This is a genomic window from Staphylococcus sp. HMSC034G07 (assembly GCF_001835975.1).
GTDB lineage: Bacteria > Bacillota > Bacilli > Staphylococcales > Staphylococcaceae > Staphylococcus > Staphylococcus ureilyticus.
This window is the reverse complement of the sequence record NZ_KV826609.1, coordinates 105,475-120,281: the sequence shown is the minus strand read 5'-3', so window position 1 is coordinate 120,281 and position 14,807 is coordinate 105,475. Positions and strand designations below refer to the sequence as shown.

14 protein-coding genes are annotated in these 14,807 nt (G+C 33.0%); 1 reads left to right on the top strand and 13 read right to left on the bottom strand.

Features of this window, described 5'->3' with window-relative positions; genetic code table 11:
- Positions 1–2: 2 nt before the first annotated feature.
- The 11 genes from pgeF to bshC all read right to left on the bottom strand — a co-directional run bounded on the left by pgeF (position 3) and on the right by bshC (position 12,987).
- Entirely contained in the window at positions 3–791 is a 789-nt protein-coding gene (pgeF, locus tag HMPREF2586_RS08655) for a peptidoglycan editing factor PgeF (protein WP_070658380.1), read from the bottom strand.
- Positions 792–1,029: 238 nt separating this feature from the next.
- Complete coding sequence (gene ftsZ, locus HMPREF2586_RS08650; RefSeq protein WP_046208707.1) at positions 1,030–2,196, bottom strand: cell division protein FtsZ; 1,167 nt, start codon at positions 2,194–2,196, stop codon at positions 1,030–1,032.
- Between the two features lie 29 nt (positions 2,197–2,225).
- Positions 2,226–3,632, bottom strand: coding sequence for a cell division protein FtsA (gene ftsA, locus HMPREF2586_RS08645; protein ID WP_070658378.1), 1,407 nt, complete (start codon positions 3,630–3,632; stop codon positions 2,226–2,228).
- A gap of 105 nt (positions 3,633–3,737) precedes the next feature.
- Positions 3,738–4,628 (bottom strand): cell division protein FtsQ/DivIB, encoded by an 891-nt coding sequence (locus tag HMPREF2586_RS08640; protein WP_070658376.1) that lies wholly within the window; start codon positions 4,626–4,628, stop codon positions 3,738–3,740.
- 14 nt (positions 4,629–4,642) lie between these two features.
- Complete coding sequence (murD, locus tag HMPREF2586_RS08635; protein WP_064209076.1) at positions 4,643–5,992, bottom strand: UDP-N-acetylmuramoyl-L-alanine--D-glutamate ligase; 1,350 nt, start codon at positions 5,990–5,992, stop codon at positions 4,643–4,645.
- 1 nt (position 5,993) lies between these two features.
- On the bottom strand, positions 5,994–6,959 hold the full coding sequence (gene mraY / locus HMPREF2586_RS08630; protein WP_046208710.1) for a phospho-N-acetylmuramoyl-pentapeptide-transferase: 966 nt from the start codon (positions 6,957–6,959) through the stop codon (positions 5,994–5,996).
- Between the two features lie 201 nt (positions 6,960–7,160).
- Entirely contained in the window at positions 7,161–9,443 is a 2,283-nt protein-coding gene (locus HMPREF2586_RS08625) for a penicillin-binding protein (protein ID WP_070658374.1), read from the bottom strand.
- Positions 9,424–9,828 carry a cell division protein FtsL gene (gene ftsL, locus HMPREF2586_RS08620; protein ID WP_046208712.1) on the bottom strand — a complete coding sequence of 135 codons (405 nt, stop codon included), beginning with the start codon at positions 9,826–9,828 and terminating at the stop codon, positions 9,424–9,426. Before ftsL ends, HMPREF2586_RS08625 begins: the two co-directional genes overlap by 20 nt.
- 14 nt (positions 9,829–9,842) lie before the next feature.
- The gene (gene rsmH, locus HMPREF2586_RS08615) at positions 9,843–10,778 is read right to left on the bottom strand and encodes a 16S rRNA (cytosine(1402)-N(4))-methyltransferase RsmH (RefSeq protein WP_046208713.1); all 936 of its coding nucleotides are present in this window, start codon (positions 10,776–10,778) and stop codon (positions 9,843–9,845) included.
- Between the two features lie 14 nt (positions 10,779–10,792).
- Positions 10,793–11,224: a division/cell wall cluster transcriptional repressor MraZ gene (gene mraZ, locus HMPREF2586_RS08610; RefSeq protein ID WP_046208714.1), complete on the bottom strand. Its 432-nt coding sequence runs from the start codon at positions 11,222–11,224 to the stop codon at positions 10,793–10,795.
- A 149-nt stretch (positions 11,225–11,373) separates the two neighbouring features.
- Positions 11,374–12,987 carry a bacillithiol biosynthesis cysteine-adding enzyme BshC gene (gene bshC, locus HMPREF2586_RS08605; protein WP_070812715.1) on the bottom strand — a complete coding sequence of 538 codons (1,614 nt, stop codon included), beginning with the start codon at positions 12,985–12,987 and terminating at the stop codon, positions 11,374–11,376.
- A 275-nt stretch (positions 12,988–13,262) separates the two neighbouring features.
- Between bshC and HMPREF2586_RS08600 the strand changes: the two genes are divergently transcribed.
- Positions 13,263–13,703 (top strand): N-acetyltransferase, encoded by a 441-nt coding sequence (locus tag HMPREF2586_RS08600; protein WP_046208716.1) that lies wholly within the window; start codon positions 13,263–13,265, stop codon positions 13,701–13,703.
- 156 nt (positions 13,704–13,859) lie between these two features.
- On the opposite strand, the gene HMPREF2586_RS08595 is transcribed toward HMPREF2586_RS08600, so the two are convergent.
- A complete protein-coding gene (locus HMPREF2586_RS08595; protein WP_070037968.1) occupies positions 13,860–14,546 on the bottom strand; it encodes a YjjG family noncanonical pyrimidine nucleotidase in 687 nt (228 codons plus the stop codon).
- Positions 14,547–14,712: 166 nt separating this feature from the next.
- Positions 14,713–14,807: beta-class phenol-soluble modulin (locus HMPREF2586_RS08590; RefSeq protein WP_070812714.1), on the bottom strand; the 95-nt coding region annotated here is incomplete at its 5' end.

Here is a 14,807-nt window from a genome sequence, read left to right as displayed (position 1 = left end):
AGTTATTGACCAATATAAGCTAACATACGACCTGTATCGCCTTTCTCTACTCTATATGAAAAGAACAAATTTAAATCTTCCGATGTCGCATAATTCGTTATATAAATATTATTTTTCGGAACACCATCATACTCTAACAACATAGCATTCGCCTTTTTTAGGTCTATGCCATGACGATTGTCACCTCTTGTTTCGATATATTGATGAGCATCTATAGGTAATTGCTCAAACTTGCTTTTAATATCATCATTAATTTCATATGAATTTGCAGTTGCTGGTCCAATAACAACGCTTAAGTCGTTCCAATCAAATGGTATACATTTTAACATTTGATTGACAATTTGACCTACTGTGCCACGCCAACCTGCATGAGCTAAGCCTACAAAGTGATGTTTTTCGCTATAAAAATAAATTGGTACACAATCTGCATAACACATAGTTAATAAAATGTCATTTTCAAATGTATACATACCATCTATACCATGTAATGCATTAGAAAGACTATCAATATTAGTACCTTTATCTTTGTTTGTAATTTCAACTACCTTATTTTCATGTGTTTGAATCGGGAAAACCCATTGATTTCTCGGAAACTGAATTACAGAAGCAAGTAACGCTTGGTGCCTCGTTACATTATCTTGATCATCATTAATGTATCTAGCCATATTAAATGCATCTTTCGGGTAATGGCTGTATCCTTCTTCTCTTGTTGTTATACCCAATTTCACATTCTTTAATTGATTATCGTCATATTTTAAAATATGACGATCTTTGATAAATTTCTCTTGCATGCTATAAACCTCCAGCTATTCAACATTTATAAACTATCTAAAGACATTCGGGAGATTCTAAATAATTGAAAACTATATTTTTCTACATAATAATGTAGTTCACAACAAATGATATGCCAACTTCTAAATTCAAAAAAGTCATCAGATCTTTGGACCTGATGACATTTATATATTTTATATTGTCTAAATTATTATTAATTATTATGAAAAACTAACAGAAGAAGAAGTCCATTCGAGATTAACGTCTAGTTCTTCTAGAACGTCTTTCTTCACGATTTCTGATAAAGCTAGGAATATCATCTTCATTTGTAGTATGTGTTCTACCTTCATTTGCACTGTCTGTCGTTTGTGATGCACTAGAAGAGAATGAATCTTCTTTTGCAGTTGTACTTCCAGATGATGCACTGTTGCCAAATCCAGTATTTGAAGCTTTGCGACCTTGAGATGAAGGTTTATCTTCAAATCCAGTAGCAATGACTGTTACTACGATTTCATCTTGTAATTCTGGGTTAATCACAGTACCGAAAATCATATTAACATCTTCATCAGCTGCATCTTGAACAATGTCTGCTGCTTCTTGTGCTTCAAATAATGATAATGACTCTCCACCAGTAATGTTCATTAGCACACCTTGTGCACCTACAATAGAAGTTTCTAATAATGGAGAAGAAATAGCTTTTTTAGCAGCTTCTACAGCACGGTTTTCACCAGAAGATACACCGATACCCATTAATGCAGAACCTTGGTTAGACATAATTGTTTTAACGTCTGCAAAGTCAAGGTTAACTTCACCTGAAACAGCGATTAAGTCTGAAATACCTTGAACACCTTGACGTAATACATTGTCTGCTTCTTTAAATGCTTCCATCATTGGTGTTGACTTATCAACAATATCTAATAAACGGTCGTTAGGGATGACGATTAATGTATCAACAGCAGCTTTCATTGATTCTACACCAGCAGCTGCTTGTGTTTGACGCTTACGGCCTTCAAACCCGAATGGACGTGTAACAACACCAACTGTTAACGCTCCCATTTCTTTTGCAATTTTTGCTACAACTGGAGCAGCACCTGTACCAGTACCGCCGCCCATTCCTGCTGTTACGAATACCATATCAGCACCTTGGATTGCATCTTCAATTTGCTCACGAGATTCTTCGGCAGCTTTTTTACCAATTTCAGGGTTTGCACCAGCGCCTAAACCACGTGTTAATTTTTCACCAATTTGGATTTTAGACTCAGCTTTAGATAAGTTTAAAGCTTGTCCATCCGTATTGATTGAAATAAATTCAACATTATTCATACCATGATCAATCATTCGGTTAACAGCGTTATTTCCGCCGCCCCCTACACCGATGACTTTTAACGTCGCTAAATGATTAAATCCTTGTTCAAATTCTAACATTTAAATTTCCTCCTAGTTTTAGTGGCCAATCAATCGAATAGAGATTTCATAAGTTTCTTGAACTTACTTTCTTCTTTGTCTTGAGGTTTACTTTCTTCTTCTTGTTCTATGTTGTCTTCATGTTCGTATGCCTCAGACGCTTCTGGTTCTTCTATATCAGAAGTTGATGTATGTGGCTCTTCTTGTTTGTTTGATTTCTTTTTGAACCAATCAAATCCGCTTGACTTCGTACTATTTTCTCGATCATTTGATTCTATGACTTCTTCTTCAAATTCTTCACTGTCATGATTATTTATTGTAACATAATCTAGTAATTCGTCGAAAGTAATGCTACTAGAAATCGTTGAAATCGCTGAAGAAAACTCTGGTTTTCTTATACCCATTTGGGATGGCGTATGAATTCTTACTTTTTCACTTACCATGTCTTGCAGCAATTCTTTAACGCCTAGTAAATTGGCCGAACCACCTGTTACAACGAAACCACCATTTACTTTTGTAAGACCTAACTCTTGTAATACATCAAACACATTAAAGAATATATCTTCCACACGTGCTTCTATCACATCTGCCAAATCTTTTTGAGTAAATTGTGCTTCTTCTTCGCTATTTATTTGATCAATAGTAAACACATCATGATCCGACGCTGAATCAAAGAAAGCGTGACCATATTGATGTTTGATTTTTTCAGCCGTTTCATAAGAAGTATTTAAACCTTTTGCAATATCTTCCGTTATATCTCTACCAGCCATTTCTATAGCATCAGCATCTACAAGCTCTCCTCTTTCGTAAAATGCCAATTGTGTTATATCCTCACCAATGTCAATAATGCATGCGCCAAGTTCTTTCTCAGTTGCCGAAAGTACTGAGCCATAGTTATATGCATCAGAGTATACATCTAATACATCTACACCACAAGATTCTACACATTTAATCATGTTTATTAAAATTGATTTTTGAATCGCAATAACACCAGCTTCAACTTTCAAACTATGTCTTGCAATGAGTTCTTTAGGATCTGACACTTCATTATCGCCATCCACAACAAATTTAATTGGGAAAGCGTTTATTATTTCTGTTTCGGGTACATCATTTTTTTCACGAATACCTTCAAGTACACGCTCAATGTGTGTACCATCTAGTTCAGTATCTTCATAAAATTCAATTTCATTTGACTCATCAAATACCTCAGTTCCGATAATTGGAAGTTTTAAAAATACTTCTTTAACATCGACGCCTGATGCAATAGAGGCTTTTTTGATTGTATCTTTAACCGCTTGTTTTGCGATGTCGAAATCATCAATAAGACCATTTTTTATACCACTTGTGTAGGTCTGTCCTGTACCTATCACATTTATTCCATTGTGAAATTTTTCGCCCACTATCGCTTTAACACTTGACGAACCGATATCTATACTTACATAATAATGCTCTTCCATAGATAGGCACCTCCTGACAATAACTTATTCATGTTCACACTATTAACAGTTTACAATACGTTTTGACGCTTGTGAACTATAAACACATGTATTTGTCTAAATTTTTTAATTATTTTTGTCTGATTCTTTATTTATCTTATTTAAGGCACTTTGTAACTCGTCTTTCGCCTTATCTTCTTCTGTGTTTCCTTTGTCAACATTTTGATCACTTGTTGATTTAGTAGTACTTCCACCACTATAAGGAATAAAAGAAGCACCAACAGACAAATCAATGTAGCCTGATTTTTTTAAGCTTCCTGATTCATCACGTTCTAACGACTGTGACATTTGAGGATAATACTTCATTTTATTTGCAATAGTATTCAAATTACCCACAATTTGAATCTCATCTGTCGTATATAACTTGATTTGGTTTTGTAAATTTTCTTGCGGGTCATATTGCACTTCGGCGATCATGCTACGCACTTTTGTAGGCATTTTTGCTAATTCTTGTATTATTTTTTCTTTTTTCTCTTTTTTGAATCCTTCAAGGACGGGACCGTCATTTGTTACATTACTTTCTTCATAATTTTCTAATTCTGTTCCATCTTCAAGAATCGGTACATAATGATCTTTCTTTTTAACTAAACCAACGATTTGGCTTTCTGTCACTTTAACCTTCACCTTATTCGGCAATACTTTAGTTACTTCTGCATGCTTTATTAATTTATTCTTTTTTAAATTATTAACAGCTGATGAAGTACTATAGGTATACATTCTAGAGTCATCTTTTACATCTATCGCTTTTTTTATAGAAGCTTTAGATACATTGTCATTACCTTCAATTGTCACCGAGTTGATTTTACTCAATGGCGTGAACATATAAATAAGAATCAGTAAAATAATAAATAGCAAAATACCGAAGATTGCGTATTGGATTTGTTTTTGTTTTTTACGTCGTTTTGCACGTTTCTCTTTTAAATATTCAGAATCAAATTCACTAACTTTATCTGACATTTATTTCACAACCTTTAAAGTGAAGGTAAGTGCGCTTGGAAGCTCTTAATAAACTTATTTCCGCGCTCTTCAAATGTATTGTATTGATCCCAACTTGCACAAGCTGGTGATAATAATACAACGTCATTAGGCTCAATAACTGATTGTACTTTATCGACTGCGTCTTCTACATCTGTGGCCTTTATTACATATTTACCTTGATTCTCACCTAATTTCACAAATTTTTCTTGCGTCTCACCAAAGGTCACCATCACTCTGACGTTATTCATATATGGAATCAATTCATCAAATCCATTGCCTCTGTCTAAACCACCACACAACCAAATAATGGGTTGCTCAAATGAATTTAGAGCAAACTGTGTCGCTAAAGTATTGGTAGCCTTAGAATCATTATAATATTTATTGGTTTTGTTTGAACCTACATATTGAAGTCTATGCTCTATACCAGAAAAAGTTGTCAAACTATCTATTATGGCTCTTACTGAAACCCCTGCTAATAGTGCCGCTAACACAGCTGCGAGTATATTTTCTAAATTGTGTTCACCAGGTAATACTAAGTCATCTTTATGAATAAGTCGGAAACCTTTAAATGTAATATAACCATCTTTTACGTATATACCATCAACCTCTTGTTGTGTAGAAAAGTAATACACTTTTGCTTTTAAGGATTCTGATTCAATCAGGTGACGTTGATGATAATTACATATTAAATAATCCTCTTCAGTTTGATTTTTATATATTTGTTTTTTTGCATTTTGATAATTCTCTAAATTCTCATGATAATCCAAATGTGCAGAATAAATATTTGTAATAATCGATATATGTGGCTTATATTGATCGATACCTAGTAATTGAAATGAAGAGAGTTCAGTTATAAGGTAATCCTCTTCTTCTACTTCTTGTGCCACTTTTGAAGCTACATAACCTATATTGCCAGATAATTTACCAGTAATTCTACTTTTTTTAAACATATCACCTATTAAAGAAGTGACCGTTGTTTTTCCATTTGTTCCAGTCACGCCAATAATGGGCGCTTTGGAAACTAAATAACTTAGTTCTACTTCAGTAAGTATGTGTAATCCTCGACGTTCCGCTTCTTGAATTAACGGAACCGTGTATGGAATACCTGGATTTTTAAAAATGAGGGGTTCATTATCAAGTAAGGAAAATGGATGCGCTCCACCAACAACTTTGACACCCATATTTTCTAAATCGATTGCATGTGCATCTTGGCTTAAATCTTTGCCATCGTTAACAACGACATTTGCACCAAGTTTTTGTAACAATTTCGCAGCTTCATACCCACTTTTTGCTAATCCTATTACTAATACATTTTTATTTTCTAAACCTGTATATTTCAGCAATTTAATTCACTCCAATCCATAAGCCAATAAGACCTGAAATAATACCAACTGTCCAAAATACAGTAACAACTTTTCTTTCATTCCAACCTACTAGCTCAAAGTGGTGATGTAGTGGTGACATTTTGAAAACTCTTTTTCCTGTAAGCTTATATGATGTGACTTGAATCATAACTGATAATGTTTCAGCTACAAATACAAAACCGATAAAAATAAGTGACAATTCTTGATTTAGCATAATTGAAATTGTAGCAAAAATACCGCCTAGAGCTAAACTACCTGTATCTCCCATAAATACCTTAGCGGGATTTAAATTAAAAGGTAAGAATCCAAGTAATGCGAAAATCATGATAATACAAAACAAGCCAATAGAATTTGCACCTTGGATATATGCCATAAGCGCATACATAATAAATCCAATAATAGAAAGCCCAGTAGAAAGTCCATCTAATCCATCTGTTAAATTGACCGCATTAGAAAAACCAACCTGCCAAAATACAATGAAAATTACATATGCAATTGATAATGGTACTTCTAAACCTGTAAATGGAATATGAATTCCCGTTGAAAAGTCTGTTAGATTAAACACTTGGCTTAATATGAAGAAAACAACTGCAATAGCGATTTGAGCAAGGAATTTTTGTTTACTCGTTAATCCTTGATTGTTCTTTTTAACAACAATGATATAGTCATCAATAAAACCAATTAATCCAAAACCAATCGTCACAAACAACAACAATATAATCGGATTTGCATTATCCATAAAAATAATAGCTAATATTGATGTGACAATGATACTAAGTAGGAAAGTTAATCCTCCCATCGTCGGTGTACCTGTTTTTTTCATATGGCTTTGAGGGCCTTCTTCTCTTATACTTTGTCCAAATTTCATTCGCTTTAGTGTTGGTATCAATACAGGGACTAATATAAATGTTATTAGTAGTGCAATGATCGCTAGTAAATAAACCATATTATGCTCCTTTAATATTAAATTGGATTGATGTCGTTAATGCTAAGTGCAACTTATAAATCATATGTAACGAGGCAGTAAGTATGTTTCAAATTTCAAAATTATATTTTGTATTCAACATTTAAATTACTACCTCGCATCAATTTTCAAATGATACATTTTAACATGTTTTACCAGTGACGTCAGAAATACAATAAATTTTTATTCACTTTGTTTATCACTGTTTGAATCTGAGTTATTATCATCTTTTTTATTAGAATCATCTTTGGACGATTCTTTTTCTTTGGATGATGTCGTCGAAGACTCACCATTAACCGCTTCTGCAGATAACGTCACTTCTACTTTATCTTTTTTATCAACTTTTTGTCCTTTACTAACAGATTGATTAGAAACGAAGCCACTTCCTTTTGTAGTTACTTTTGTTTGCGTCAAGGTTTCAAAAGCAATCACTTCTTCTTTTGTCCAACCTGTCATGTCTGGCATAGTTATATCCCCATCTGTCAGTAATAATACCTTACTATTCGGTAGCACTTCTTTATCTGGTGATACTGATTGTTTAACAACTTTATCTCCACTTCCTATGACAATTGGTTCGAGAGACTTACCATTCACCTTATCTTGTGCTTTTTGCGTTTCCTGACCTTGAACATCTGGCACTTTACTATACTTCACATCAGATTTATCTTTAGAGTTTTTATCTCCTACGTTTAAGTATTTCAATGTGTTTTCCATAATAGGTTTAAACGCTTTACTTACACCCATTTCATAAGCTTCTTGGTCATTTTTTTGTGCTAAACTCATACCAGCATACACTATTACTTCTGGATCATCTTTAGGTGCATCACCAATAAAACTTACAAAGTATGGATTTTCCCCTTGAACATAACCACCATTATCAGAGTCAGCAACTTGTGCTGTACCTGTTTTACCTGCTACGTCATAACCATCAATTTGATAGTTTTTAGCATGACTATCTTCACTGTTTACAACTTTGTCTAATTCAGTACGCACTTTCTTAGCAGTGTCTTTCGTAATTGGTTTTCCTGCAAACTCTTTTTTACCCTTATAAAAAGTATCATCAGTAACAGGATTGCTCACGCTATCTACAAACCATGGTTGCAGCATTTTACCTTCATTATTAAAAGCGGATTGCGCTCTTAACATTTGAACTGGTGTTACAGTTGTAGATTGACCAAATGAGGATGTTTTTTGCTGTGCTTCATTATCCCAAGCTATACCGCCCGTAGATTCACCATCAAACATACTCTTAGTAGATTTACCAAAACCAAATTTTTCATACCATTCTTTCATCTTATCTGAGCCAACTAAATCTTGTAAGTGCATCATTAAAGTGTTTGAAGAATACGTGAAACCAGTAGACATTGAGATTTTTCCCCAACCTACTTTATTCCAGTCAGATATTTTAGAGCCCATTACTTCTCTAGGTTCAGCAGTATATTTTTTATCAGGTTTAAATTTGCCTTCTTGAATTGCTGCCGCTAGACCATAAGATTTAAAAGTTGACCCTGGTTCATATGTGTTTTGATATAAATCATTTGCCCATTTTTTCCCAAAATCTTTACCAGTTTCTGGATTAAAAGTTGGTCTTTGACTAAATGCCAAGATTTCTCCTGTTTTCGCATCCATCACTACGGCAAACAAATCTTTTGGCTTATAATGTTCAACCATGCCATCTAACGCTTCTTCAACGAAAACCTGTATATTTGAATCAAGTGTTAAATGTACGTCATCTCCACGTTTAGGCACTTTTTCTTTTTTAGTGTTTGGTGCAATATACCCCCAAATATCATGAATATACGATAAAGCACCTTTTTGTCCTGAAAGATAGCTATCAAATATTTTTTCAACACCTAAAGCACCTTTTAATTCTCCACTATCTGGATCTTTTTGAGCTATACCTATCAAGTGAGATGCAAAGTTTCCATTAGGATAAAATCTTTCAGTTTCTGGATATAACGTCACACCAGGAAGTTTCATTTTTTCAATTTTTTCTTTCTCTTGATACGTTAAATCTGTGCCTTTTTGACCAAATTCAACTTGAAAGGCTTTTTTATTATCTAGTTTTTTCTCAATTTCTTTTGCTGACATATCAATCACTGTCGCAAGTTTTTTTGCAGTTTCTTTTTTGTCTTTTACATGCTTAGGTTTATCGCTGCCTTCGCTTGCTTTTTTATCAACAACTGCCACAACTTTATACCGTTCCACATCTTCCGCTAACACTTTGCCATTTCTGTCATAAATCTTACCTCGTTCTGGTTGCTGCTGACTATTTACTAAGTATTTTTCGTTCGCTTTCATAATTAAATCTTCACCAGAAGAGTGTCCTGTCAACATAATATATGAGTATCTTAAAACCAACGTAAAAAAGAGCAGTCCAAATCCAAGAATGAGTAGGACTGCCCCTATTTTACTTTTTTTAATTGAAAACTTCGGTTTTTTTAATTTAATTCTTCGCTTCGCCATTATTACGCACTACCTTTACATTATCGTTCTTAAGGCTCATTCCATCTTTTTTGGCCTTATCGTAAATGCGTTCATATGAGGAGTTCTTTTTAATTTCAGATTTTATTGCGCTGTTTTCACTAGATTGTTTTTCAATTTTTGTATCTAAATCTGCAATTTTTTCTCGAGTTTCATACGCATCCATTTTTAAAGATAGCATATAAATACTTATTAAAGCAATCACTGTTATAAGTCCTATGTATAACATCTTTTCAAACTTAGTTAGCTTGACAATTACTTTACGCTTAACTGTCTGGGGTTGACTCTGGGGATGAGGCGACGGTTGCGTTTGTGGTATTTGTTGTTCTGCTCCACTATACGGTTGGTATATCTTCTCTACTGCCACTCAAAAATCACTCCTTATTTTAGTATTTCAGCTATACGTAACTTGGCACTACGCGCTCGATTATTTTTTTCTAAATCTTCATCTGTAGCAATAATTGGTTTTCGATTAACTCTTTTCAATTTTGGTGTATAAGCTTCTGGAATAACTGGTAAGCCTCTTGGCACTTCGGGGCCTTTTTCATATTCTTGGAACATTTGTTTACAAAGGCGATCTTCTAACGAGTGGAACGTAATCACAGATATTCTTCCGTTCACTTTCACAAGCTCGATTGCTTGTTCTAATGAATTTTCAAATGCAGACAATTCATCATTAACTGCAATTCTAATTGCTTGGAAAATCCTTTTAGCAGGATGCCCGCCTTTTCGTCTTGCCTTAGCAGGTATTCCTTCTTTAATAACATCCACCAGTTCTAAAGTTGTTTCAATTGGCTTTTGTGCTCTATTTTGTTCTATTCGTCTAGCAATTTGTTTCGAAAATTTTTCTTCGCCATAACGATGAAAAATTCTCACTAATTTTTCAAATGACCAATCATTAACTACTTCATACGCTGATAATGATTGGGTTTGATCCATACGCATATCTAATTTCGCATCATTATGATAACTAAAACCTCTTTCAGGTACGTCTAATTGGGGGCTAGACACACCCAAGTCATAATAAATGCCATCTACTTTTTCAATATTTAAATCATCTAAAATTTCAGTTAATTTTCTAAAGTTGCTATGGACGAAGGTAACTTTATGTATATGGTCTTTCAATACTTCTTTTGCATTTTCAAGTGCTGTTGTATCTTGATCAATTGCAATAAGTCTACCTTCGTCTCCAATTTGATTTAATAAATAGAGGGCATGGCCTGCTCCACCTAATGTACAGTCGACATATATGCCATCTTCTTTAATATCTAAATAATCTATAGTTTCTTTTAGCATAACGCTGACATGATGAAACAATTTAACGCCTCCATTTAAAAATCAAAGTCAATTAAGTCTTCGGCAATATCTTCAAAACTATCTTCTGATTCATCATAAAAATCATTCCAAGTTTCTCTATCCCAAATTTCAATACGGTTTGAGACACCTATTACCGTACATTCCTTACTCAAATTGGCATATTTCCTCAAATTTTGAGGAATATTTATACGCCCTTGCTTATCTAATTCCACTTCAACAGCACCTGAAAAGAACATACGCATGAATTTACGCGCATCTTTTTTTGTCATTGGTAAGGTTTTCATTTTCTCTTCAATTACTTGCCATTCTTCTAAAGTGTAACCAAATAAGCATTTATCAAGGCCACGGGTAATTATAAAACGCTCATTTAGGTCATAACGAAATTTGGACGGAACAATCATACGTCCCTTAGTATCCAATTGATGCTCGTATTCACCCATGAACATTTATAATCACCTCACCTTCTTATATATATAATTTACCACATCTCACCACTATCCTCCACTAATTATACAAATTTCACCAAAATTTCTTGAAACATAGAAAAAAACACCCGATTCATCTTTTAAATGAACCGGGTGCTTCCCTTGATACTCTAAGTTTTTATCAATATATGATCAAATGTGTATGAAAGTGGTGGATAAGTGGAGGGACTAAACACATCTATCCCAAAATCATTCATAATTTGAAGTGGATTCCAAATTCTTTCTTGTAATCCACCCATTGGATGGAGTGTTTGACTTATGAGCTCAAAATGTTTCATGCTAATGTCATTTTCTCTTTCAACATTCAATAAATACCGTTTTATTAAATAATCAAATTGCTTTTGGTGAATTTCGTTATTTTTGTTCAACAATACCTTATTATCATGATTGTCTTTAACTTCTGCCTGAAGAGATTGAAACAAATCATTTTGCTGTTCTTTTAAAGCTTCAATCTGTTCTATAAAAGATTGCGAAGCTTTAGATCTAATAAACTTTGTTTTATCTGCTTCAATTCCTTTTTCAATGATATTATTACAATTCAATCGATATTGTGCTACTAATTTTTCTATTCTGGTATTTAAATACGTAATCCTTAATCGTGGTAAAACGATAGGCATATCTACTTGTAATGTTCGAAAAACTTCACTTAATTCTGTCCAATATTTAATTTCACTAGGGCCGCCTATGAATGCTACTGTATTAAATAGCCATTCTTCCATTACTGGTCTCGTAACGACATTATTAGAAAATTTTTCTGGGTCTGTTTCTACCATATTAAGAAGTTCTTGTTCCGAAAACGATTTCTCTGATTTATTTAAATAGAAACTTCCATTTTCAAAAGTTAATAGTTGTCTTACACCACCATCATCCATAAACAAATGTACATTCGTCTCTGTCTGTATCATTTGATCTAAACCGTCAGTGATAGTTTGAGCCTGTGTTTGCCTAAAGGCATCGTCAACTAAATTATGATTTTTAATAATGTCCTTGAACATTGGCTTTTCTAAACGACGCAATGCTTTATCATTTGCATCTATCAGTAATAATCCGTAATGTTTGAAAACTTCGTGTAATAACGCTTTAAACATGTCAGTCCAACCATCATAGTTATCGATAATCTTTCTACACATGTTTAGTAGTTTTGGAGAAGCCTCAGTTTCTTTTAATTCTTTGAAAAATTGATTTAATGCTTTATGTAACGCTTCTTTATCTGGCGTATACTTTGAAACACTAGATTCTGGAGGCGTCATAGTACTATATTTTATTTTTTGTAACGTTGCCGTATGTTCATTAAAAACATAAGTATGATTTACTTCATCAAAATCATGATCTTCACCTGCAATCCAAAAAACAGGAACAACATGTGTATCGTAATCTTTCGATAGTTTTTCACTTAATGTAATAATCGAAAATATTTTATGAAACGTATATAAAGGTCCACCAAACAAACCAGCTTGTTGACCACCGATTACAACTTTCGCACCTTTACTAAGTGCTTTTAAATTTTTATTTTGTTGATAATCTAATGTTAAATCATCCATATATGCTTCAATGATTTTGGCTAGAGACGCTTCTCTTCCGTTATTTTCTGAAAGTAGTCTTTTTTTATAATTTTGTTCATCCATTGCATCAAGATGATAATACTTAGCTAAAGTTGAATCACTATTTTTAATATTCGCTATAAATTGATCTTTTTCATTAAGTTTCGTTGTCATACAATCCATTCGTAATTCTCCTTACGTTACTCTATTCCTATTTAGTATAAAGTTTATATTCAACATTGACAATTTTACGGCTTATAAATTTATTAGAAATTATACTTACTCTCTTTCAACATTGTAATCCAATGCTTATACATACGATCAGTACCTTTAAATATATTAAAACAAAGCACAAATTAATATTGATTTTACATAAAATGTTTTAAGCATTCATTTTTGTGAAATATCCAATAAAATAAGGTATAATAGTTAGTAATAAAGCAAAGGGGGAAGCTAAAGTGAGTAATGTTAAACGACTAGATATTAATTACAAAACAGATGAATTATTTGAAGATTTTAGGAACTTCGGAAATGAAGATTTATATTTAGTAGATGAATTACGCGGTGAAATGATAGACGCTAGTTCGGACTCACCATTTTATGGCATATATGTCGGTGATAGGTTAGGTGCTCGTATGGCTTTATACCGTAAAGGAGAAGTTGAAGAAGTATACTTCTCAGATTTTGATGATTATAATATTTTATGGAAATTAGAAGTTTTACGTGATTTCCAAGGTCGTGGTTACGGCGAAGCACTGCTAGATTTTGCTAAGGAACAAGGTCAACCTATTAAAGTCATTGCTCGTAATCAATCAAAAAATTTCTTCATTAAACATGGATTTAAAGATATCGAACAACAAAATAAAGACGGTCACGATATACTTATTTGGACACCATGATTTTCCTGTCCAATGCCACTAAAAAATGATACACGCATTTTTAATATATAGTATATGTTTTTTAATAAAATAAACTTTTTCATTTCTTAAATTATCATTAACATAATATGAAGCGTGAATTACAATCAATTTTTCTGATTATAATTCACGCTTCTTTTATTTTGCTATATCTAACAATTGATCAAGCGATTCGATAGTATAATCTGGATTAATTTCTGTATCATTTATTTTATTTCTTGGATTAAACCAACATGTTTTTATTGCCGCATTTTTTCCACCTAAAATATCTGATGTTATTGAATCGCCAACAATCATTGCATGAGCTCTTTTGTCATGACCGATTTTATTAAAAACAAAATCAAAAAATTCTGGCATAGGTTTTTGATATCCAGTTTGTTCAGATACAAACACACCTTTAAACCAATCTCCCATTTCTGTTTTTGCTATACGTCTTTGTTGTGTTTCTAAAACTCCATTGGTAACAATATATAGATCGTGAGTGTTTTTGAGCATACCCAATGTTTCCACCGTATTCATAAAATACTTTATTGGGGCATTTGCGAGTTCATCCCGAAAGATTACATCCGCTTCTTGCCCATTCACATTGATTTGATGTAAATCAAAATACACTTCAAACCTTTTACTTAACACTTCAGTTTTTGTTAATTGATTTTGTTGAAACGCTTCCCAATGTGCTTGATTTACAGTTATAAATTGATTTAAATCATTTTGATCTGTCTCTAAATTATATTTTTTTGTAAGTTGATGAAATGCATATGCTTCAGCATCATGAAAATCTACAATTGTATCGTCAAAATCGATAAGCAAACATCTTTTATTCATAGTATTTTCTAACCCCTTAATGAATTCACTTAATAAAGTCAATTAATTATGTCATCGTTAATGTATAAACATAGTCGAATTTTATTTCATCATACCATATTTCAAATATTAGCAAACAAAAAAGGCCAAGGTTATTACCTTGGCCAGTCCGTCATAGAAATTCAAATTAAAATCCGAATAATTTACTTGCTAAACCTACACCATTTTCTACGATATCTACAATACTAGTACCTAATTTAGCACCGTCTCCTGCTATGCCAG

Bases quoted from the DNA above. Each gene is read 5' to 3' on its own strand.
- pgeF (WP_070658380.1), bottom strand. From the start codon at position 791: ATGCAAGAGAAATTTATCAAAGATCGTCATATTTTAAAATATGACGAT.
- ftsZ (WP_046208707.1), bottom strand. From the start codon at position 2,196: ATGTTAGAATTTGAACAAGGATTTAATCATTTAGCGACGTTAAAAGTC.
- ftsA (WP_070658378.1), bottom strand. From the start codon at position 3,632: ATGGAAGAGCATTATTATGTAAGTATAGATATCGGTTCGTCAAGTGTT.
- HMPREF2586_RS08640 (WP_070658376.1), bottom strand. From the start codon at position 4,628: ATGTCAGATAAAGTTAGTGAATTTGATTCTGAATATTTAAAAGAGAAA.
- mraY (WP_046208710.1), bottom strand. From the start codon at position 6,959: ATGGTTTATTTACTAGCGATCATTGCACTACTAATAACATTTATATTA.
- HMPREF2586_RS08625 (WP_070658374.1), bottom strand. From the start codon at position 9,443: ATGGCGAAGCGAAGAATTAAATTAAAAAAACCGAAGTTTTCAATTAAA.
- mraZ (WP_046208714.1), bottom strand. From the start codon at position 11,224: ATGTTCATGGGTGAATACGAGCATCAATTGGATACTAAGGGACGTATG.
- bshC (WP_070812715.1), bottom strand. From the start codon at position 12,987: ATGGATTGTATGACAACGAAACTTAATGAAAAAGATCAATTTATAGCG.
- HMPREF2586_RS08595 (WP_070037968.1), bottom strand. From the start codon at position 14,546: ATGAATAAAAGATGTTTGCTTATCGATTTTGACGATACAATTGTAGAT.